Annotated in this window: 31 protein-coding genes and 2 tRNA genes; 4 read left to right on the top strand and 29 right to left on the bottom strand. The window is 49.7% G+C overall.

Annotated features, from left to right (window positions below; all coding sequences use genetic code 11):
* Window position 1 precedes the first annotated feature (1 nt).
* Genes rplV through rplC form a run of 6 tightly spaced genes read right to left on the bottom strand, consistent with a single transcriptional unit; the run spans window position 2 to window position 3,153 of the window.
* Entirely contained in the window at window positions 2-364 is a 363-nt protein-coding gene (gene rplV / locus AAB417_00870; protein ID MEK7630569.1) for a 50S ribosomal protein L22, read from the bottom strand.
* Window positions 365-369: 5 nt separating this feature from the next.
* Window positions 370-711: a 30S ribosomal protein S19 gene (rpsS, locus tag AAB417_00865; protein ID MEK7630568.1), complete on the bottom strand. Its 342-nt coding sequence runs from the start codon at window positions 709-711 to the stop codon at window positions 370-372.
* A gap of 9 nt (window positions 712-720) precedes the next feature.
* On the bottom strand, window positions 721-1,563 hold the full coding sequence (rplB, locus tag AAB417_00860) for a 50S ribosomal protein L2 (GenBank protein ID MEK7630567.1): 843 nt from the start codon (window positions 1,561-1,563) through the stop codon (window positions 721-723).
* 6 nt (window positions 1,564-1,569) lie between these two features.
* On the bottom strand, window positions 1,570-1,950 hold the full coding sequence (rplW, locus tag AAB417_00855) for a 50S ribosomal protein L23 (GenBank protein ID MEK7630566.1): 381 nt from the start codon (window positions 1,948-1,950) through the stop codon (window positions 1,570-1,572).
* A gap of 9 nt (window positions 1,951-1,959) precedes the next feature.
* On the bottom strand, window positions 1,960-2,604 hold the full coding sequence (gene rplD, locus AAB417_00850; protein MEK7630565.1) for a 50S ribosomal protein L4: 645 nt from the start codon (window positions 2,602-2,604) through the stop codon (window positions 1,960-1,962).
* A 6-nt stretch (window positions 2,605-2,610) separates the two neighbouring features.
* Window positions 2,611-3,153: a 50S ribosomal protein L3 gene (gene rplC / locus AAB417_00845; protein MEK7630564.1), complete on the bottom strand. Its 543-nt coding sequence runs from the start codon at window positions 3,151-3,153 to the stop codon at window positions 2,611-2,613.
* 212 nt (window positions 3,154-3,365) lie between these two features.
* On the opposite strand from rplC, the gene AAB417_00840 reads away from it, so the two are divergent.
* Complete coding sequence (locus AAB417_00840) at window positions 3,366-3,752, top strand: response regulator (GenBank protein MEK7630563.1); 387 nt, start codon at window positions 3,366-3,368, stop codon at window positions 3,750-3,752.
* Between the two features lie 85 nt (window positions 3,753-3,837).
* Here AAB417_00840 and AAB417_00835 read toward each other — a convergent pair whose 3' ends face one another.
* The 20 genes from AAB417_00835 to AAB417_00740 form a co-directional block, all read right to left on the bottom strand.
* Window positions 3,838-4,290, bottom strand: coding sequence for a hypothetical protein (locus AAB417_00835; GenBank protein ID MEK7630562.1), 453 nt, complete (start codon window positions 4,288-4,290; stop codon window positions 3,838-3,840).
* Window positions 4,277-4,612 (bottom strand): hypothetical protein, encoded by a 336-nt coding sequence (locus tag AAB417_00830; GenBank protein MEK7630561.1) that lies wholly within the window; start codon window positions 4,610-4,612, stop codon window positions 4,277-4,279. Before AAB417_00830 ends, AAB417_00835 begins: the two co-directional genes overlap by 14 nt.
* Window positions 4,613-4,695: 83 nt before the next feature.
* A complete protein-coding gene (locus tag AAB417_00825) occupies window positions 4,696-4,935 on the bottom strand; it encodes a DUF2283 domain-containing protein (protein ID MEK7630560.1) in 240 nt (79 codons plus the stop codon).
* On the bottom strand, window positions 4,932-5,180 hold the full coding sequence (locus tag AAB417_00820; protein MEK7630559.1) for a DUF4258 domain-containing protein: 249 nt from the start codon (window positions 5,178-5,180) through the stop codon (window positions 4,932-4,934). The genes AAB417_00825 and AAB417_00820 overlap by 4 nt, the downstream gene beginning before the upstream one ends.
* Before the next feature lie 58 nt (window positions 5,181-5,238).
* A complete protein-coding gene (gene rpsJ, locus AAB417_00815; GenBank protein ID MEK7630558.1) occupies window positions 5,239-5,571 on the bottom strand; it encodes a 30S ribosomal protein S10 in 333 nt (110 codons plus the stop codon).
* A gap of 23 nt (window positions 5,572-5,594) precedes the next feature.
* Entirely contained in the window at window positions 5,595-6,791 is a 1,197-nt protein-coding gene (tuf, locus tag AAB417_00810) for an elongation factor Tu (protein MEK7630557.1), read from the bottom strand.
* Between the two features lie 93 nt (window positions 6,792-6,884).
* On the bottom strand, window positions 6,885-7,007 hold the full coding sequence (locus AAB417_00805) for a hypothetical protein (GenBank protein MEK7630556.1): 123 nt from the start codon (window positions 7,005-7,007) through the stop codon (window positions 6,885-6,887).
* A 333-nt stretch (window positions 7,008-7,340) separates the two neighbouring features.
* Window positions 7,341-9,452: an elongation factor G gene (gene fusA / locus AAB417_00800; GenBank protein ID MEK7630555.1), complete on the bottom strand. Its 2,112-nt coding sequence runs from the start codon at window positions 9,450-9,452 to the stop codon at window positions 7,341-7,343.
* Window positions 9,453-9,464: 12 nt separating this feature from the next.
* Window positions 9,465-9,935 (bottom strand): 30S ribosomal protein S7, encoded by a 471-nt coding sequence (rpsG, locus tag AAB417_00795; GenBank protein MEK7630554.1) that lies wholly within the window; start codon window positions 9,933-9,935, stop codon window positions 9,465-9,467.
* 19 nt (window positions 9,936-9,954) lie between these two features.
* The gene (rpsL, locus tag AAB417_00790; GenBank protein ID MEK7630553.1) at window positions 9,955-10,380 is read right to left on the bottom strand and encodes a 30S ribosomal protein S12; all 426 of its coding nucleotides are present in this window, start codon (window positions 10,378-10,380) and stop codon (window positions 9,955-9,957) included.
* Between the two features lie 117 nt (window positions 10,381-10,497).
* The gene (locus tag AAB417_00785; protein MEK7630552.1) at window positions 10,498-11,187 is read right to left on the bottom strand and encodes a hypothetical protein; all 690 of its coding nucleotides are present in this window, start codon (window positions 11,185-11,187) and stop codon (window positions 10,498-10,500) included.
* Between the two features lie 149 nt (window positions 11,188-11,336).
* Window positions 11,337-12,503: a redoxin family protein gene (locus AAB417_00780; GenBank protein ID MEK7630551.1), complete on the bottom strand. Its 1,167-nt coding sequence runs from the start codon at window positions 12,501-12,503 to the stop codon at window positions 11,337-11,339.
* A complete protein-coding gene (locus tag AAB417_00775) occupies window positions 12,496-13,260 on the bottom strand; it encodes a cytochrome c biogenesis protein CcdA (GenBank protein ID MEK7630550.1) in 765 nt (254 codons plus the stop codon). Before AAB417_00775 ends, AAB417_00780 begins: the two co-directional genes overlap by 8 nt.
* A 3-nt stretch (window positions 13,261-13,263) precedes the next feature.
* Window positions 13,264-13,896, bottom strand: coding sequence for a thioredoxin family protein (locus AAB417_00770; GenBank protein ID MEK7630549.1), 633 nt, complete (start codon window positions 13,894-13,896; stop codon window positions 13,264-13,266).
* Window positions 13,897-13,962: 66 nt separating this feature from the next.
* Window positions 13,963-16,395 carry a MopE-related protein gene (locus tag AAB417_00765; protein ID MEK7630548.1) on the bottom strand — a complete coding sequence of 811 codons (2,433 nt, stop codon included), beginning with the start codon at window positions 16,393-16,395 and terminating at the stop codon, window positions 13,963-13,965.
* An 80-nt stretch (window positions 16,396-16,475) separates the two neighbouring features.
* Window positions 16,476-16,766, bottom strand: a complete 291-nt coding sequence (locus tag AAB417_00760) for a hypothetical protein (GenBank protein ID MEK7630547.1) — start codon at window positions 16,764-16,766, stop codon at window positions 16,476-16,478.
* A 57-nt stretch (window positions 16,767-16,823) separates the two neighbouring features.
* Window positions 16,824-17,252, bottom strand: coding sequence for a hypothetical protein (locus AAB417_00755; GenBank protein ID MEK7630546.1), 429 nt, complete (start codon window positions 17,250-17,252; stop codon window positions 16,824-16,826).
* Between the two features lie 67 nt (window positions 17,253-17,319).
* Entirely contained in the window at window positions 17,320-17,688 is a 369-nt protein-coding gene (locus AAB417_00750) for a hypothetical protein (GenBank protein MEK7630545.1), read from the bottom strand.
* A tRNA-Pro gene (locus AAB417_00745) sits at window positions 17,688-17,761 on the bottom strand. Before AAB417_00745 ends, AAB417_00750 begins: the two co-directional genes overlap by 1 nt.
* Before the next feature lie 9 nt (window positions 17,762-17,770).
* Entirely contained in the window at window positions 17,771-17,959 is a 189-nt protein-coding gene (locus tag AAB417_00740; protein ID MEK7630544.1) for a 50S ribosomal protein L28, read from the bottom strand.
* A gap of 40 nt (window positions 17,960-17,999) precedes the next feature.
* On the opposite strand from AAB417_00740, the gene AAB417_00735 reads away from it, so the two are divergent.
* The 3 genes from AAB417_00735 (at window position 18,000) to AAB417_00725 (ending at window position 19,220) form a co-directional block, all read left to right on the top strand.
* On the top strand, window positions 18,000-18,611 hold the full coding sequence (locus tag AAB417_00735) for a site-2 protease family protein (protein ID MEK7630543.1): 612 nt from the start codon (window positions 18,000-18,002) through the stop codon (window positions 18,609-18,611).
* Entirely contained in the window at window positions 18,608-19,132 is a 525-nt protein-coding gene (locus AAB417_00730) for a 3'-5' exonuclease (protein ID MEK7630542.1), read from the top strand. Before AAB417_00735 ends, AAB417_00730 begins: the two co-directional genes overlap by 4 nt.
* A 16-nt stretch (window positions 19,133-19,148) precedes the next feature.
* Window positions 19,149-19,220 (top strand) — tRNA-Arg (locus tag AAB417_00725).
* A 4-nt stretch (window positions 19,221-19,224) separates the two neighbouring features.
* On the opposite strand, the gene AAB417_00720 is transcribed toward AAB417_00725, so the two are convergent.
* Genes AAB417_00720 through AAB417_00710 form a run of 3 tightly spaced genes read right to left on the bottom strand, consistent with a single transcriptional unit; the run spans window position 19,225 to window position 20,649 of the window.
* A complete protein-coding gene (locus tag AAB417_00720; GenBank protein MEK7630541.1) occupies window positions 19,225-19,569 on the bottom strand; it encodes a hypothetical protein in 345 nt (114 codons plus the stop codon).
* 7 nt (window positions 19,570-19,576) lie between these two features.
* Window positions 19,577-20,101: a hypothetical protein gene (locus AAB417_00715; protein MEK7630540.1), complete on the bottom strand. Its 525-nt coding sequence runs from the start codon at window positions 20,099-20,101 to the stop codon at window positions 19,577-19,579.
* The gene (locus AAB417_00710) at window positions 20,101-20,649 is read right to left on the bottom strand and encodes a hypothetical protein (protein ID MEK7630539.1); all 549 of its coding nucleotides are present in this window, start codon (window positions 20,647-20,649) and stop codon (window positions 20,101-20,103) included. Before AAB417_00710 ends, AAB417_00715 begins: the two co-directional genes overlap by 1 nt.

Raw genomic sequence — 20,649 nt, 5'->3', positions numbered from 1 at the left:
ATTATTTTTTACCTCCTGACATTGGCTCTTGAGCTTCAAGAGTTAATGAAATATGACTCGTGCGCTTGCGGATAGGAAACGCTCGTCCACGCGCGCGTGGCATCGAGCGCTTGAGCGTACGACCTTCATCCACACGAAAATCAGTGATGACGAGCGGAATCGCCTCGGCAACCTTGGCATTGTGGCGAGCGTTGGCAACGGCACTGCGGATCAATTTTAAAATCGGCTCGGCGCCGCGCTTTGGAAGCGAGCGGAGTTGTACCTCGGCTACACGCACATCCATACCTTTGACCATATCAGTAACCAAGCGCACCTTGCGGGGTGCGATGCGGAGCGAATTGAGATATGCGTGAACTTTGGTCATATATATTATTTAGTAGCGGTACCAGCTTTGACAGCTTTTGCGGCATCTTGCTCTTTGACCTTTGCTGCCGCTTCGATTTCTTTCTGCATCTTACCGCCATGGCGGGTAAACTTGCGTGTAGGACTAAACTCACCCAAGCGGTGCCCGACCATTTCTTCGGCAATCGTGACATTGATAAAATCTTTGCCGTTATGTACGCCAAATGTATTCCCAATCATCTCAGGAGAGATTTGAGAAGAACGCGCCCAAGTTTTAATAACCGTCGCCTTTGCGTTCGCGGGAAGTTTTTTGACCTTGGCCAAAAGTTTTGCGTCGATATAGGGTCCTTTTTTGAGTGATCGTGACATAATTTCAGATTAACCGTTTTGCTTGGTTGGACGACGCTTGATAATAAACTGCTGTGAGTACTTCTTCTTGTTGCGAGTTTTTACACCACGCGTACCCTTACCCCACATGTTCTTGGGACGCCGCGTACCTTGCGGTTGTGCGCCTTCACCACCACCGTACGGGTGATCGACAGGATTCATAGCTGATCCACGAACAGTCGGGCGAATACCAAGCCAGCGCGAGCGGCCTGCCTTGCCGATTGTGATAAACATATGCTCTTCATTTGAAAGCGCGCCAACCGTCCCCCACACCGCAGAAGATATCTTGCGTACTTCTTTTGACGGCATTTTCAGAGTCGTGGTACGGCCTTCCTGCGCTACAACCTCGGCTGACGATCCAGCTGAGCGAATCATGCGACCGCCACCACCCGGTTTGAACTCGATATTGTACACATAGGTGCCCGGCACCATGCGTGAGAGCACGGTCGCGTTGCCCGGCTTTACGGGAGCTTTTTCAGAATACAAAATAGTTGACCCTTGCTTCATCTCGCGGCCAGCGAGTACATAGCGCTTCTCACCGTCAGGGTAGATAACGAGCGCGATAAATGCGGTACGGTTTGGATCATACTCAATAGAAGCGACGCGGCCTGGAATGTCGCGCTTGTCATACGCAAAAGAAACAATGCGATAGACGCGCTTGTGACCACCACCCTTGTGACGCACCGTGATACGGCCCGCGCTGTTGCGGCCAACATGGCGCTTACGCCCCTGCGTCAAACTCTTTTCAGGCTTCGCACCGTGCGTCAAAACTTCCCGGTAGTTGATACCAGTCATGTGCCTGCGTGATGGAGTTGTAGGTGCGTAGGATTTCATAAGTAATTAAAAAATATCGATGGCCTCGCCTTTGCGGAGTGCCACCACCGCCTTTTTATACCCTCTTTTAACACCCACCGTCAACCCACGGCGGCGTGGTTTTTCATGCGCAGTCACAATACGGACACCGGTAACATGCACTTTGTACGCGCGCTCGACTGCCTTACGAACTGCTTGTTTGTTGGCTGTCGTAGCAATACGAAATACATACTGACCGACTTCAGAGAGCTGGCGTGCGCGCTCGGTAACATGCGGAGCGATAAGTACCGCGCGCTCAACACCCTCAAAACGCGTCATAGGTTTTTGCTCGGCGTGATCATGGTCATGACCTTCGTGATCATGTTTTTCTATTTTTTCTTTTTTCTTTAAAAAGGGGAGGAGTGCCATAATAGTTGATTAGCGAGCAATCGTTGCTACCGCGTCTTTGGTAAATACCAAATACTTTGGCAAGAGCGCCTCTTCGACATTTATGTTGCGCGCCTCCATGATCTCAACAAATGGCAAGTTGCGAAACGCGCGAACAGTCTCGGGCTGTGACTTTGCGGTCAAGATGAGTGTACGGCCACCTTTTACACCGAAAGTCTCTTTGCCGATTGCTTTGCCAAAAGCCTTGAGAAATACTGCTGCCTCTTTGGTCTTTGGTTTTTCGGTTGCGAGCGCGTCTACAAAAATAATCTCGCCGTCTTTGAATTTGTGTGAGAGGGCAGCCGCAAGAGCTTTTCTGCGTGCTTTTTTATTTATTTTTGTCGTAAAATTTTTGTCCTTTGATGGACCGTGAGTCACACCACCACCAACCCACAACGGTGAGCGAGTAGAACCGTGTCGGGCTCGCCCCGTACCCTTTTGGCGCCAAGGCTTTTTGCCACCACCACGCACTTCACCACGATCTTTAACATGAGCGATCGCCTTCCTGCGATTTGCCTGGATCTGGATAACGGTCTCGTGTACGAGTGTTGGGCTCCAACGAACAGCGAAAAGAGCATCAGAAAGAGCAATCTTGCCGACCGTATCACCTTTTTGGTTGTAGAGTGGAGCTTCCATGATAGGTTATGCAGAAATTTCCAAGAGTGTACCACGAGCGCCCGGAACCGCGCCGCGTACATACAGTAAGTTTTTCTCAGCATCGACTTTGGCGACCATCAGATTTTCTACGGTAATACGAGTACCACCCATACGACCACCCATACGAGTACCCTTGAGTACGCGCTGAGGCCATACTGCACCGATTGAACCCGGCTCGCGGTGGGCGTGCTTGGTACCGTGGGACTTAGGAGCACCCTTGAAGCCGTGGCGCTTGACCACGCCTTGAAAACCACGACCCTTCATGGTGCCTGATACTTTTACAAAATCCCCTTCCGCAAAAACCGAAACATCGATTTTGCCGCCTTTTTCGTATGAATCTTCCGTACGAAATTCTTTGCGAGTTTTGCCGAAAAGGACTTGTACTGCCTCATAACCGTCTTTTTCCTTGCCCTTTACTTGAGAGATCTCGACGGGGCCAGCTTGAATGACGGTCACAGGGATTACTGTGCCGTCGTCTTTGAATATTTGGCTCATTTCGAGCTTTTTACCGAGGATGAATTTTTTCATATACCCCGCTTATGGAGCTGTTCCCATCAGGTAATAAAACACCCCGCACGGCGGGGCTAGGCCTTACCGTCACTATCTGGGGGGAAATCACCAGAGAAACATGACCCCTTTGTAGCACAACGAAAAAGAGCTGTCCAGAGTGGGACGAGTCTACCCATCAAAACATTGACTCTTTAAAGGTTTTGGGGTATTTTTTATTATTAGAAGGAGGAATGTACCAACCCATGAAGATACTACTCGTGGACGAAAGTGCCGAGGATCGGGCACGCGTACGCAAGAAGCTCAAAGACGCCGAACCGGACGCAGTACTGCTCGAGACAGACAGCTTTGCGGAGGCGCGAGTCATCGCAAACGAAGAGCGTCCTGACATCATGGTCATCGAGATTGTGGCGGGCAGAGGGTTTCGGCCCGGCATGCAGCTCGTCTCGGGCATGCGCGAGACACACCCCCAGATGCCCATCATCATCTACTCACGCGAGACGATGACTGGCATCGCCGAGGCGGCGGTGAAGCTGGGAGCTATGGCGTTCGTACCGAAGTCATCGGGCGTGCCCAACGAGCTCACCGACACCGTGCGAGCCTACGCTCTCCCCCACTAGCTCTGCGTATAACGGAGCATGCCAAACGGCAAACCCCAGTCACCATCACGGTGACTGGGGAATTTTCTTTGTATGCGATTTATTTCTAAAAAACTTTTTTGCCATGCGCGTTCCAGCGCATCCAGAGATGTACTGCGGCAACGACATATAAAATAGCGGTCACGGTAAAGACAAATCCGCCCCACGCGATACTCATACCAATATTGTTGCCTAAAATTGGAACGAGCCCGAGATTGATACCTGACACTACGCTGACAAAAAAAGCGACAGTATCACGCGTATCTTTTTTGCCAAATACTTTTTGCCCACCCGTATACCAGCGCCAGCCAAGATACGCTGATGCCGCGCCCGAAACAAGCCACGAGAGCGTGAGGAGAGTACTTACTAAACCTACAAATAGGTAGGGAATCGGCAATAAATACACTGCTGGAATACCGCCCGCGAACAACGCTACGGCAGCTACCAAAAGCCGCGCCTCTGACCAGAGAAAAGAATACTTTTCCAAATTCTCCGGCTTTGTAAATTCATTTGTGGTCATATTGTTTTCGAAAGATTTTCTTATAAAGAAATTGACCGCCATAAAAAAGTGAGATGAGAATTAATGGTAACCCAATAACACCGAGCATATAGTCTAGAATCAAGCGCCTCTTAAGAAGGATTTTGAAAACTGCTGGATACGAGCAGTCATCAAAAATCACCTTACTGTGTTGCCGAAAATTTGGATCACTCTGATTAAAAACAGCTGACCCAGCTTTGCCTGCGTTCCCAACTCCGCAATAAAATTTAGGCAATAGGACAGCAGAACCGACCAGCCAAAAAACAAGTAGCCCCCACAAAATAATCCTTATATAGATATTCATGCTTTTGTCAGTATACCACCTCAAACCAAAAACCGCCCGAGGGCGGTTTTTGATAGAACAGAATCCTTGCCAATATAGTTAGATTACCTCAACTGGACAACCCTGGCCTTGGAACCGAGGAAATGTTCTAGTTTGCCCTTGCCTGCACGAAAAGCATCAAAACTAAAACTATGGATATCTACGCGTACCGGATTGCCTTTTTTATCAACATCAATGACCACATTGCCCCTGATATCAGAATCAACGCTTTTGCCTTTACCTACGGCGAGAGAAAGCACTCTACTTCCTCGATCGTACGAAATTTTTCCTTGTTGTTTATTCATAAATATTTCTTAATTTTAGATGTTTCTATAACCGTAATAACGCGCAGTGTGTCTTTTACTTTTTCACCAACAACTATCAATAGTCTCGTTGTATGCCGCTTTTTATAGAGTTTTTTAAACATTAATCTACCTCTTGCATCATATAATACTTTTGTTGGATTCGCCAGAGTTCCCTCAAGAAGACTCTGCTGTATCGATCGCTCCTTCATGCGCAACTTTGCATGGGGCGACAAAATATATCTCATGTTTACAGTATACCAAAAACCGCCCGAGGGCGGTTTTTGGTTTAGGGCAGAACCCTTTTTACATCTTTACTTCGACATCAACACCGGCGGGAAGGTTGAGGTTGGTAAGCGCATCGATGATCTTGGGCGTTGGGTTCTTGATATCGATGATGCGCTTATGCACTCGCATCTCAAACTGCTCACGGGCATTTTTATGCACGAAGGTTGAGCGGTTTACCGTGTACTTACGGATTTCTGTCGGTAACGGCACCGGCCCTACAATCTCGCCCCCATACCTGCGCGCGGTCTCTACAATCTGCTTGACCGACGCGTCGATGACCTTGTTGTCATACGCGCGGATGCGAATGCGGAGCTTGGTCGCGGTTGGAGTTTTTTCTGCTGCTCGTGCCATTTGATATCTAGTAAAGGATTATATTACTTGGTGATTTTGGTAACAACACCAGCACCGACAGTCTTACCACCCTCGCGGATAGCAAAGCGCTGTTTTTCTTCTAAAGCTACCGGCTGTACGAGTTTTACTTGGAACTTCATCGTATCACCTGGCATAACCATCTCGGTGCCCTGTGGAAGGGTTACCTCGCCGGTCACATCAGTGGTGCGAATGTAAAACTGTGGCTTGTAGCCCGCGAAAAATGGCGTGTGGCGTCCGCCTTCTTCTTTGGTGAGGATATATACCTCTGCCTCAAACTCGGTGTGAGGGGTGACTGATCCTGGCTTCGCCAAAACCTGACCGCGCTCAACATCTTCTTTTTTGAGACCACGAAGGAGGAGACCTGCGTTGTCGCCTGCCCGACCTTCGTCAAGAGATTTGTTGAACATTTCAATACCAGTGACGACCGTCTTTTGGGTGTCGCGGATACCGATGATTTCAATTTCCTCGCCCACCTTTACCTGACCGCGCTCGATCTTACCGGTGACGACAGTACCGCGTCCTTCAATAGAGAACACATCTTCTACTGGCATCAAGAATGGCTTTTCGAGGTCGCGAACTGGCTCAGGAATATAGTTATCAAGCTGGTTTGCAAGCTCAAGTACTGCTTTGACCGCAGGATCATCAACAGTCTTGCCCTCAAGTGCCTTGAGCGCTGACCCACGAATGATCGGGGTCGTTTCACCTGGGTAATCATACTTGGTGAGAAGCTCGCGAATTTCTTGTTCGACGAGATCAATAAGCTCTGGATCGTCTACTGCATCGCACTTGTTGAGAAATACGATGATCGTAGGTACGCCAACCTGTTTTGCGAGCAAGATATGCTCACGCGTCTGTGGCATAGGGCCGTCAGTGGCGGCTACCACAAGCACTGCGCCGTCCATCTGGGCGGCACCGGTGATCATGTTTTTGATGTAATCTGCGTGACCAGGTGCATCAATGTGCGCGTAGTGGCGCTTTGCCGACTCATACTCTGAGTGGTGGAGTGCAATAGTAATACCACGCGCCCGCTCCTCGGGTGCGTTGTCAATCTGGCTCACATCCTCAACACGCACCTTGTTTCCGGCGAGTGCCAAGCAATGGAGGATTGCCGCCGTCAGTGTGGTCTTTCCGTGGTCGACATGACCAATGGTTCCCACATTGAGGTGCGGCTTTGAACGGTCAAATTTTTCCGTTGCCATAGTGAAAAAGCGTTTAAAACGAGTAATTATTAGATAACGCCCATGATAGTGAAAATATCCTCCCCTGTCAAATAGGGAGCTTTGGGGCTTTCCCTATAATGGAAGGTCGTCGGCTGTGGCCTCTACCCTCTCGAGATCTTCGGCCAACACCTCTTCGGCAAAGAAGAAATCGCCATCTACCTCGCGTGCGCCAGCATCTTCAGGTTCGTGTGCCATGTATGTAGTATATACCTCAAAATCAAATAAAAAAGAAATCGGCGGAGTCCATGAGGGACTCCGCCGGGGGGTGTCGCCGTAGCGACTGTTGAGGAGGGGGTCGTGCCTAGATCGGGCCGGCTCTGCGCTGGCAGTTGACGAACTTCTGCCTCATCCTAACCTCCTTCATGTTGGGGAGACTTTTGTGAGTCTCCACGTACGACATTGGGACTCTTGTGAGTCCCCATGTACGAGGTGCTTCTCCTCTACTCTACTCAAAGCAAATCATTTTGACAAGACTCCTGTGCAAAACAAACAAATGCCCCGAAAGGCATTTTTTGTTCAGATATATATTTACTTTTTACCAGCAATAATATCTGCCGACACATTTTTTGGTACCTCTTCGTATGAAGAGAATTCCATAGTATATGACCCGCGTCCTTCGGTGCGTGATCGTAAATTGGTCACATAACCAAACATCTCAGAGAGCGGCACTTTGGCGTCGATAACTTTGAGGTTGAGGCGGTCTTCCATGCGCTCGATGCGTCCGCGCTTTGAGTTGATATCGCCCGTCACCTCACCCATGAAGTCTGCGGGTACGATAACTTCTACCTTCATGATTGGCTCGAGCAGTACGGGATCGGCGCGCTTGGCGGCCTCTTGGAAGCCCATAGAACCCGCGATCTTAAACGCCGCTTCGTTTGAGTCTACATCGTGGTATGAGCCATCGTAGAGTGCCACTTTGACATCCACAATCGGGAAGCCCGCAACCACACCGCGATCGAGTGATTCGCGGATACCTTTTTGTACAGCGGGGATAAACTCTTGGGGGATCGCGCCACCCTTGATCTCGTTGATAAATTCAAAACCTTTGCCGGTTTCGTTTGGTTCAACGCGAAGGCGCACATGGCCGTACTGACCGCGACCACCTGATTGCTTGATGTACTTGCCCTCCGCCTCCGCCTTTTTGCGGATGGTTTCTTTGTACGCTACCTGCGGCTTGCCGACATTGGCCTCAACCTTAAACTCGCGGCGCATACGATCGACAAGAATCTCGAGGTGCAATTCACCCATACCCGAGATGATCGTCTCGCCGGTCTCGCCATTGCTACTGATGCGGAATGTCGGATCTTCTTCGGAAAGGCGCTTGAGTGCGAAGCCCATGCGCTCTTGGTCTACTTTGGTCTTTGGTTCGATCTTGAGGTCTACAACAGGTTCGGGGAATATGATGCGCTCCAAGATTATTGGATGCTCAGGATCGGTGAGCGTATCACCGGTAGTAGTTGATTTGAGACCTACGATGGCGCCAATCTCGCCTGCGTGCATTTCTTTTACTTCTTCGCGGTGGTTTGCATGCATGCGCAAGATGCGGCCTACGCGCTCTTTTTGATCTTTGGTCGCGTTGTAAATATACGAACCCGCCTCGATAACACCCGAATAGATACGAAAATAAGTCAGCTGACCTACAAAGGGATCAGTCTGCAACTTAAACGCAAGCGCTGAAAAGGGCGCTTCGTCAGATGTCTCGCGGATGATATCAGCATCGGTGTTGGGATCTTTGCCCACTACCGGTGGCCGATCGAGTGGGCTTGGCAAATAATCTACCACACCGTCAAGCATGAGCTGTACGCCTTTGTTTTTGAGTGCGGAGCCACAAAATACCGGTACGATTTTGTACCCGATGGTTGCGGCGCGCAAAGCTTTTTGTAAATTATCAAATGAAATTTCTTTGCCTTCGAGATATTGTTCGGTGAGTACATCATCCGTCTCGACGATCTTTTCGAGCAAGATATGGCGATACCGATCAGCATCGGCTTTGAGATTCGCGGGGATTTCTTCGGTGACAATTTTGTCACCGTGATCACCCTCAAAACGAAATGCCTTCATACGCAAAAGATCGATGACACCCGCGAAGTCCCCTTCCAAACCAATAGGAAGTTGTACGGCGACTGCATTTGGTGTGAGTCGTTCAATGATCGAGTTAAAACTGCGCTCAAATGACGCGCCCGTGCGATCGAGCTTGTTGATGAAACACATGCGCGGCACTTTGTACTTGTCTGCCTGACGCCACACCGTTTCTGACTGCGGCTCTACGCCGGCAACACCATCAAAGACAACCACACCGCCATCGAGTACGCGTAGTGAGCGCTCAACCTCGACGGTAAAATCCACATGGCCTGGAGTATCGATGATATTGATACGATATTCGTGATCTTTATTTTTATGCGCTTCCGGAAGATAGGTCGGGCGCCAAAAACAGGTAGTTGCAGCTGAGGTGATTGTGATACCACGCTCTCGTTCTTGCTCCATCCAATCCATGACCGCTTCACCTTCGTGTACTTCACCAATCTTGTGCGATACACCGGTGTAAAACAAAACACGCTCGGAGACCGTAGTCTTGCCGGCGTCGATATGAGCAATGATGCCGATATCACGGATACGATCGAGAGGATAGTCGCGTGCCATACAATCAGTAGCTTACCACGCGAAGTGTGCAAAGGCCTTGTTGGCTTCTGCCATACGATGGGTGTCGAGTTTTTTCTTGATGGCGGTACCTTCGTTTTTTGATGCAAGCATAAATTCATCAGCAAGACGCTTTGAGATCGGCTTGCCTTTTTTGGCGCGTGATGCGGCGATGATCCAACGCATCGCGAGCGTCATACGGCGGTCACCGCGAACTTCACGGGGTACCTGATAGTTTGCGCCACCAACGCGGCGAGATTTTACTTCAACCTGCGGGCCCACATTGGTAAGCGCTGCGTTGAATACCGCCATAGGATCTTCGGTCTTTTGGATTTTTGCGATCTCATCAAGCGCGTCGTACATGCATGTACGCGCGGTTGATTTTTTGCCACCAATCATGAGGTGGTTGATAAACTTTGCGAGTGTCTCGTCACCAAATTTTGGATCTGGCATGATATCTCGTTTGTAATTTCGTTTTCTACGCATAAAAAATATTCAGTAGTAATTATGCCTTTGCCTTCGCCTTTGGCCGCTTTGATCCGTACTTTGAACGAGCCTGGCGACGCGTCTCAACACCTGACGCATCGAGTACACCACGAACGATGTGATAGCGCACACCTGGCAAGTCTTTTACGCGACCGCCACGCACCATGACCACTGAGTGCTCTTGCAAGTTGTGGCCGATACCCGGGATATACGCAGTTACTTCCATACCATTCGAAAGACGAACTCGCGCTACTTTACGGATAGCGGAGTTTGGCTTCTTTGGAGTCTGGGTGGTTACCTTTATACATACACCGCGTTTGAACGGCGAGCTGTGCCATACGCGCTTGTTGTGGATGGTATTAAAGCTAAAACGCAAAGCGGGCGCCTTCGCTTTTTTGACGATGCGCTTGCGACCGTGACGAATCAATTGCTGAATAGTTGGCATATAAAAATGTACCCTCGAGAATAACAAAAAGATGAAGCAGTGTCAAGAAAAAGGCCCCCTTCCCGACGATTCGGGTTGGGGGCACGGCCTTGGTCTCGTCTCGCAGATGAGGTTAGGTCAGCCGCAGGCGCAGGGCGCCGTGGCTGATGGCTTGCACGAGAGTCCGGAGGCGCAATCGCCGCCGCACTGGTTCGTGCCGGGGATGAGCCCGCACGACATCGAGATCTGCGGGATGCACCTGCAGATGTCCGCGGCATCGGGCCGACAGATGTCGGTCGCGTCGGGGCAGGTGCCGCCGCACTGGTGAGGCGCGGTGGGCTGACATGAAGGATCGGGCGGCGTCGTGGTCTTGTACGCCGGGACGAGCAACATGCGCACGGTCGTCTTGCGGTTGACCTGCATGTTGCCGCGCACGAACTGGTCGGACGCGCCCTGCACGAAGTTGGGCTGCTCGGGGCACTTCATCTTGTACACGAAGAAATCGTTCTTGATGTCCGTGCCGACGGGAGCCTGCCTCGGCTTCTTGTCGACGGGAACGCAGAACATCGCGGGACGCGGAGCTTTGGCAGGCAGGAGCCGGCAGCCATCCTCGGTGGCGAACGGGGGCACCTGGAACGGGATCAAGACGAGCGGGTCGAAGGCGTGATTCGAGACTTGCAGCTCACCCTTCTTGAAGCCGATCTTGTAGCACTTGAGGTGATCGAACGGCGCCGCAGCCTGCGCGAACGCGCTGGCGGGCACGATCATGGCCAACACAGCCATGGCAACGACGAGCGTCGCTGCGGTCAGAAGTCGCTTGATCTTCATGTATTCCTCTTTCCTTTTCGCTGTGCCCTTTGTGGGCGGGTTGGGAAACGCCGTACCAAACAAAAAAGGCCTGTCTGCGAGACGAGTTTGGAAGGTACGGTACAGCCGTAAATACTACAGTATTTTTAAAAAATGTCAATACCCTCCTTCTACCCAAAGGTGAAGGTAAAGGCCTCAAGTCCTGCGTCTTCTATATATATCTCGAGTACATGCTCGCCAAATGAGCTATTTTCTATGAGATGGTAGCGCTTTGAGTCATGGATCTGGAGCTCGCCATTTTTGACATCCCCTCCCGAGACTGGCTTACCATCTTGCAGTATACGGATTTTGGCGCCATTGGGCGCTCCCGCTACCATATGGACATCTTTGGCTCGAAATCGAAATACGAGCCGCGCGCCCTTCTCAGTGTTTTTCGCATACTCGCGCGCTATCTGCCACGCACCATCAAGATAAAACTTTTCTGCATCAATATTTTTTGCATCGGGTACCGCAAATGTTTTCTCACCTTCTGTGCTCGGTGTACCATTGCCAAAGTTGGTATTGCGCCACGCGCCAAAATAAGTCTCTCGCGACATTTGCTGATTGAAACTCGGCGTATCAGCGCTAGGTGTCACCGTACCGCCAGCAACACTCCCTCGTTCATTTAAAACTACCATGCGCTCGCTGAGTGCCGTTTGAATCTTCTTTTCGGTCTCGGCGTACCCGCCCTCACCGATATGATCGTAGATGATATAGCCATCGATATCGATTAAATATTTGCGCGGCCAAAAACGATTTTTGTACGCGTTCCATGTCGCATAATCATTATCGAGCACTACCGGATACTTTATGTTCGCATCGCGCGATGCCTTTTCCACATTTGCCAATATTTTCTCGAAGCCAAACTCGGGCGTATGCACACCTACAATCTCAAGACCTTGGTCGTGATATTTGTCATACCACGCGTTGAGATACGGTTGAGTACGCTGACAGTTGATACACGAATATGTCCAAAAATCTACTAAGATAACTTTTTTGCCAATCAAATCCTGAATGCGAAATGGTTTGGTGTTGACGAACCCTGACGGTGAGGCGATTTCTTTGGCGAGCCCATACATCTCCGATTTTTTTATGCCAGCAGGTGCAGTGGCTGGCTTTCCTTCACCAGGTGCTGGCGGCAACATATCGGCATCAACGACGCGCGGGGCGATATCTGCCTGAGTACTTTCCGGCATCGAAATATTTGGTTTTACTTTTTGCGATTCAAAATAATAAATACTGCCGCCGATGAGTGCGAGTACAACGACAAGGATACTCGTGCGTAAAGTATTATCCATGAGTTTCGTTTTCTTTTGCTGCGGTTGACGCAAGATATGTCAAAAATCCGGGCACGATAGGTAATATGCACGGACTCAGAAATGACGCAAACCCAGCAAAGAGCGCGATGCCAAAGGTGATGGGGCTGAGCGCCATGATGCCATCGCCCGCGCTTGTGCCAACTCCAAACTTGAGAAGAATGGTCGTCAAAATCTCGAGGTTAGCGACTCGGCTCAAATCGCCCACAAACATCAAAACGCCGATGGCGATGAGTATGGCGCCGAAAAAATATTGGAAATACAAAAGTTTTTTTCCTGCGCGACCGATAAGCTCTTGCGCTTGTGTGGTAAAAAGCCCGACGAGTAAAAACGGAATGCCAATGCCGAGCGTGTAGGCAAAGAGCAACACAAATGCTGACGATGGGTTGGTACTCGCAAGCGCCAAGATAGCACCGAGCGCCGCTGACACGCACGGCGTCCAGCCAGCAGCAAACGCGGCGCCAAACAAAAACGAAGTAATAAAGTGCGAGCGAAAATGCCCGCGCACTTTTACTTTGTATTCGCGTTCAAGAAACGGAATGCGGACCAGACCCGTCAGATACAGACCGAAAAGAATGACAACGGCACCGCCAATCCGCTGTGCCCATATCTGCGCGTCATATGCAAGATTTGAGAGAACTGTTTGCAAGAGCACACCCAACAATGAGAAAACGAGAGAAAACCCAAGGACAAAGAATACTGCCGAGAAAAATATATTCCAATCGCGCTTTGGTTTCATACCTTAGAGATTCTCTTTAATCTTTGAAAGATAACGATCTTTATTCCAAGTCTCGGGCGCTTTAAGAATACGCTTGCCATTTTTGATCAACACCTTGGTGTGCTGGTAGGTAATATTGAACTCGCGCGCGAGTACTTTTTCATCAGGCGTGACATCACTATCTTCGTAGTTGATACGGAAGCCCACCACGCGATCATCGTTAAGTTCATTGAATGCTTTTTGTGCTTCAGGGAATTCTACACGGCAAATAGGGCACCAATTTGCATAGAAATACAACACTACCAATTTGTCTGACGCAAGCGCCTTGTCATAATCAGCTTTGTTGTAATCAATGAGCGGTGACTTTGATCCTGCTAGCACCGTGCCAGTGAAAGTGATGGGTTGTGTTTCTTTCGCCGGAGGCGGCAACGCATCTTTTGGCATATCCGCATTGGGACACGGGGCAAATTCGCAGTTGGGACCCGTGCGGCCCACGGCACTACCGTCAGGGCAAAGCTTTGCCTCGGCAGAGCAGGCCATCTCACCTTTTGGAGACTGAGTAAAATAATAGTACCCCCCACCGATGACGATGATTACGACAATAGTGAGAGCGACAATAATGAGAGGCGAAGAACCGCGAGAAAGATTTAATTTCATGTATATAGTGTAGCTGTTACCACACCAAAAAAAAATCGCCTAGAGGGTTGCTCTAGGCGGGTTGAGCTACTGCTCGATGTAGCCGGATGTACCTTCGCCGACTGCCACCAAGATCTCACTGGAATTTGTGATGATATCACTGCCGACGGTCGCGGTACCCACGATTTTGATCATGTATCGATTAGGAGGGAGATTGACTCTCCTAATCTTGAACGCGACACTACTCCCCGCCAAAACATTGATTGAGTAGCGGTTGACGCCATCTAATACGGGCGTAAGCTTTTGAGCTACTGCGGTACTATAGGTTGAATCGTCGGGAATACCGTCACCCTGATCGTCTGGCAAAGAATTACTATCGGGGCCATCGGGCACTCTGACGGGCTCATAGTCGAGAGACATACCGACGACGGTCAATGTCACCATACCATCGAACCCGTCGACGCCTTGCACACCAATGATGACTTCGGAGGAGAGCTGAGAGCTACCCATCGTCATGTCTGCCAGATGGTGCGGGTGAGAATCGGGTCGGGGATTGTGCGTGATGGTAAAGGAGGGTACTGATGTACTGTCACCGACCACAAGCACGAGTTCAGTAAAGCCAGTCACGGGGCCATCTGGGGTAGCCGCTGTGCCCTCAACTTTGACCATATAGCGCCCTACCGGCAACGCTGGGAGAGTCTTTACCCTGAAGTCTATAGAGTAGTTGCTCGCGCTCACTGTGTCGATGGGAATGCCTGCGCCGACACCGAACCGCGCGCCTATACATTGAGGCAAGCATGGAGGACTGGTGAGAGAATACGCACTATCAGGTATGCCGTCACCAATATCAGGGAGAGAGTCATCATCGAGACCGTCAGGAAGACCTGTCGGTTCTTCGTCGGGAGCAACACCCACAAGACGCAATTCCACATCTTCATTGAATCCACCCACCGGATTTATAGTAAGCCTTGTCAACGAAGAGAGGAGTCCCGATCGAATAACTTGAATATCGGCAAGGTTGTGCGGGTGCCCGTCACCATTCCACGGGTTGTGCGTGATGGTGAACGACGGGCAGTTTTCGTTGACCGTGCCGTCGCAGTTGTTGTCGAACTGGTCAGTGCAGATCTCGGCGTTGCCGGGAAAGCGCGACTGATTGGCATCGTCGCAGTCAGTGACTACGCCGTATCCATCGCCGTCTTGATCGTGCGTCTGATCCCAGAATAGGCGGTACAGACCGGAGACGGCGGAAAGGCTGTGCCCCAAGAGAGCTTTCGCCATTCGCTTCTGCTCTCCCGGCAGTGAAGTATTGATTCTGCACGGAAGTGTGAGCGGCGAGTTGCTTGCTGACCAGAGATCGAGCGGGAGAAATCCTGTATTGCCATCTTTATCGAAGTAAATGTTCGGCTCGCCGAGCGTACCAAACGCATACTCGTCGCAGATGGTTGAAGTATCAGGGATATCCTCGCTACATTGCTGATCACCGGGAAGCGGCCCGTTTGGATTTTGATCACCATTGCTCGCCCAGTATTGTGTCTTCTGAGCGGTAAACCAAAAGAGTTTGAAGAGACGCCCTTTTTGGTCAGCATCGAGCGAATCCCAAATGTCATCACTCAAAAGTTGCTCGTCTTTGTATGGACGGATCTTCTTGCGATTCATTCGCTGGAGTACCTCTTTGCTCGCCGTGTAGGTTTCGAGGGTGTCTGGACGAGAGTCGGGGTGACGACCGCCTCCACAGCAAGTATGCAAGAATGGTCTAGATCTCTTATCCCCATTATGGTTATCACCATGCACGTGCGCAGGACTCGTGAGATCTTCAAGTAGATGAGCGACGCGACCTAGAGCATAGTACGACTCTCGGGTCTTGCCTTCGCGATAAAGCGAGACGGCAGTCGCCCAAAGTGCCTGAGCTCGATGATACGAAGACTGACGAACACGACACTTATTTGAGATACCAGAATCGCAGAAGAGAAAACGGGTTATTGGTCGAACGGCGACAGCTAGCCCTCCATCAAAGTCACCTACAAATGAAGAGTGATAGATATCAGGATCCCAAAAGTGACTGGCGAAGGCTGGCGTAAAAAGATTACTTCGTGGATCAACTGCATTCAAAGCATCTTCAACTGACGACCCCGTAACTAGATCATCGCCGTCGTATAGAACCTCTAGTTCTGCGATAGTAATATGCCCAGGAGGTTGATAGGTTGGTCCATTCAGACCGCCGCAAAACTCTACCTCCTGCCACTCTGGCGTTCGAATGGCGTGAATTAGCGACTGAGAAGGGGCAGGGGGTAAAAGAGAAAGACCAATGCAGTAGTCCCCTTTGAAGATAGTGCAGTCGTCGCAATGGGCGTACTGACGAAACTCCGTATGAGCTTCGGGCAAAGGGTCACGCAAGCCCTCGAGCGCCTTGCAGGTGATGTAGCGGTGCGCGATAGTCTGATACGCATCAGCTGTTGCAGAAAGTAGAACGGTGACGAAAATCGTCGCCACGGTGATGAGGCCACTTTTCTTCGAGTGCATTTTTCATCTCCTTCTTCGGTTGGTGAAAGATTGAAACGAACTTCCGAAGAAAGAATAACCCGTTATTATAAATTAGTCAACTAAGCAGGGTTGAGCCCGAAAAAAGCAAAAAAACCAAATATCCAAAGACTAAATAAACTGGCATTACCGATAGCTAAAATAAGCAACACAAAAGAAAGCGGCCTTGGTCGTGCATAACAATCTTTCGCAATACGAAATAATGCAACCAAACTAAGAAAAAAACTAAATGAGATAAAAAACATGCCGGCGAGAAATCCTGGTTTTATACCAAACAAAAATAAAACCACCAACCACGGAAACACCAGAAAACCGAGCGAGATAATTTGCCGTCTTAAAAAGATCTTATCCATACCTCTATTAAAACATATTACTGATAAATGAAAAAGAAAATCGCCTAGAGGGTTGCTCTAGGCGGATTGGGTGGCTTTTGGGTCTGAGGTGAAAAGCGCCTCGATGCCGAGAACGGCGACGAGCTTATTGACGGCCGTGACATAGGCCAATGCTGCGGCCTTGGCGACATCCACATGCGTAGCTTCGCCCCTCTCGAGGCGGCCTCCCATGCAATACGCGAAAGCGCAGCACAGCCAACCATCGGGTGTTGAGAGTATACTGCCATTTGGCGCGGCATTCACGCGCCCCGCATCAAACCAGCGTTCGAGGGCACGATTGACGGCGGCAATCACAGCAGACACTAAATCATCTTGCTCGGCCGATGCTTGAGCCGCACACCCATCACGGATGAGCGTGAGTGTCGCGCGTACGCGCTTACCATCAGGCGTCGTCGCATAGCTGATGTCCTCTGGCTTGAGTTCAAAGGGCTTTGGTATGGTACTCATGACCTTCCTCCTTTTCCATAAATACTATGCCCTACCTCGTATCTTTATGCAATTAGCTCGATAAATATTATTTTGAAACTACCAATCCCAGTGAGTTGAGCGTCAGCATGACGCCTACTATGAGAACGGTAAAAACTACTACCAAGATCACAGATTTAAAAAGCACTATGCGTGCGGGTATACGCTTGCCTGCCCAACGCCATTCGGGACGCTCACCAAATGCCGAGGCAATCCAAATGAGAATTGCAGTCAAAATAATCGACTGCGGTATAAAATTGATGAGCGTATCACTCGCTGAATGTGAATCCGCATCTACGCGAGAAAAAATAAAAAACATGCCAGCGATATATGCAACGATAACCAGCCAACCCTCCCACGAAGACGGCTGCCAACCCCACCCATAGTCTTTTGCCCGAAACCAAAGTTTCTTTTTCATGGTCGGAGTGCCGGGAATTGAACCCGGTCTACATGCACCCCATGCATGCGTACTGCCGGTATACTACACTCCGGAAAGCGTGTTACGCGCTCTTGCGTTTGCGAATGCAGGTCGTACACGCCAAAACGCGCGGAGTCTTACCTACGCGAAGCCATTGGAGATTTGGGTGTTTGCGCTCCCATTTTACAGGATTGTAGTGACCGCGAAGAAGCTTGCGCTTGCCGCCCATCACTGATCCTTTGCCACAGATTGTACAAGTTTTAGTTGCCATAAGTCATCGGAAAACATATTATGTATATCATATTCTCCTTATGGACGCAATAGATATTCTCTTTCAAATAGCCATTCTCGTGATGTCGGTAGTCATCCACGAGGTTTCTCACGGGATTGCTGCCTACGCGCAGGGTGACAAGACGGCACAATATGCCGGCCGCCTCACACTTAACCCCCTGCCGCACCTCGATCCTATCGGCTCTATCGCACTTCCCCTTCTATTAGTAGTGACGGGGAGTCCTTTTATGATCGGCTGGGCCAAACCCGTACCATATAACCCGTATAACCTACGCAACCAAAAGTGGGGCTCGGCTATCGTAGGAGTCGCGGGCCCACTCTCAAACATATTGCTCGCTCTTTCGTTTGGGCTCATCTTTCGGTTTGGTGGCGACCTGCTACCGTCGGCATTTTTACAAATTTGCCTTATGATCACGATGGTCAATGTGATCCTCGCGGTATTCAACATGGTACCGATCCCCCCGCTCGATGGTTCCAAGGTACTCTTTAGCTTCTTTCCCTACTATTGGCATCGGTATGAGGCGTTGCTTGAACAATATGGCTTCGTGCTTCTTTTGGTCTTTATCTTCTTTTTATCTCCCGTCGTGAGCACCGTGAGCGAATATATCATCAGACTAATCATCGGCATATGAGCAACATAGCATTTACAGATTTTGAAATGTCAGGCCTTGATTCGTTGCGTCATGAGATCGTTGAGTTTGGTGTGGTTGTCGCTGATGCTGATACCCTCGAGATTATAGGCGAGATGGATAAAAAAGTACGGATGGAAAGGCCCGAGAGTGCCGACCCCGAGTCGCTCGTATTTTTGGGATATCGTGACGAACTATGGAAAGACGCTATATCGATACGCGAGGCACTCGAAGAGTACAGCGCGCTCGCGCGCGGCGCACTCTTCGCCGCATGGAATACGCCATATGATTGGACATTTCTGGTGGAGGCCTATCGTCAAAACGGTATCAAAAACCCTCTCGATTATCACAGTCTTGATGTCGCCAGCGTCGCATATGAAAAATTGCGCCTCGAGCCGGACTTTTCAATCAAGCTCACCGCTATATGCAAACGACTTGCCATTGAAAAAGAACCAATGCCACACCGCGCCATCAACGGAGCGCGTACCGCGTACGAGGTATACAAAAAATTGAGAGCACTCTAGGATAGACTAGAGGTAAGCCCCGGTAGCACAATGGATAGTGCAGCGGACTTCTAAGCCGTTGATGGGGGTTCGATTCCCTCCCGGGGCACAAACTATTTATCAAATGGATTCCTGATCGGTTCTACTGTTTTCGCTTGTCCAAAACGCGTCGCGCGCTCATCAATTAAGTTTGAAACATTATCAAAAAGCGCGCGGTTGATCCCTACAACGGTACCTCGCTCGCCAATGTCTACATCCTGTTGGTTGATAACATATTCCCAAAAAATATAAGCATCACAAGCTACAACAAGTACTGCGAAAATAGCGAGAAACATGATAGAAAAACGCCATACTTTTTTTGTGGCCGGTATCAATGCGCCCGAAACACGAGAAGATGTCTTCCTTTTTTTGAAGAGAGCCCCGAGCGATTCTATATTCATATTCCAGTTGATTGCCATAAAAATATTATTGCGAGCTTTGAGGCGGCACGGGTAAACGCATTTGTATGGCAAGCGAGATCGACTTACCCGTACCACGGAGTGCTACGCTATCAATGGCCAGTAAAAGCGGCCCATTTTCAATCTCGCGTAGAAAAACAATAATATCGTCAAAGCTACCAGTAATATTCATAGATGCGGTAGGAGAAATCGCCTGGGGGAGACTGCCTATCTCACCTATCAAATTATTGCGGCGGGCGGCGGTTTCAAGAAACACGATGAACTCCTTGGCGGTATCGGGGGAGTAGACAAAAAATGATTTTTCAATCTTTATCATATCAGCCTCTTCACGCTCGAGTGAGGGCGCGACGCGGCCCTTGAAATCCGCAATGCGTTCTTCCGCGATTTTAATATTTTCCTGCACCAAACGAAACTCAGATGAAAGCGGCGAGATGATACCTGCGAAAAGGTATAAAAATGCGCCAAACAACACACCGAATGCTACGATAATCGTTCCCACTGTTATAAAAAAGTTTTTACGAAAACCACTCATTAGTTTGCAGGGCCAATAACCAAGGACAGAGTAAACGAAGTATTGAGCTCGCGTAGATAGCTCGATTCGGGTACTGATATTTTTTCCTTTACATAGGGACTTTTCTGAAGTATCTCGGCAAATCGTGTTAAGTCATCGCGATGCCCCGCGATACCAGAGAGTTTGAGTGTCCCGAGCTCTCCTTCTGTGCGCGCATACGAAAAGTCTGATAATGATACCGATATGGGCATGCGTGAGACAATATCTTCGATAAGCGGGGTGGCTTTTGCGTCACTTTGAAAAAATTGGTTGGTAGTGGTAAGAAGCTGCCCGACTCTGCTCACAGTTTTTTTGCCATCTTCTGTGTTTCTATAGTCGGGAGAACCCTTGGTAGTCTCTTCGAATGATTTGAGCTCATCTATCTGAAACTGTAAAAAGAAATACGAGGGTAGCAATAAGGCTACTGCAGCCACACCGATAACTGACATATAGATGCCGAAAAATACCAAAAATCGCCTCCACGCCTCAAGCCTCAATCCTGCTTTATAATGCGGGGGCAATAAATTCAT

It is taken from the genome of Patescibacteria group bacterium, assembly GCA_038064855.1.
In the GTDB taxonomy this organism is placed as follows: domain Bacteria; phylum Patescibacteriota; class Minisyncoccia; order Ryanbacterales; family GWA2-47-10b; genus SICQ01.
Note: the sequence above shows the minus strand (reverse complement) of the source record. Positions and strands in the feature narration are given on the sequence as shown.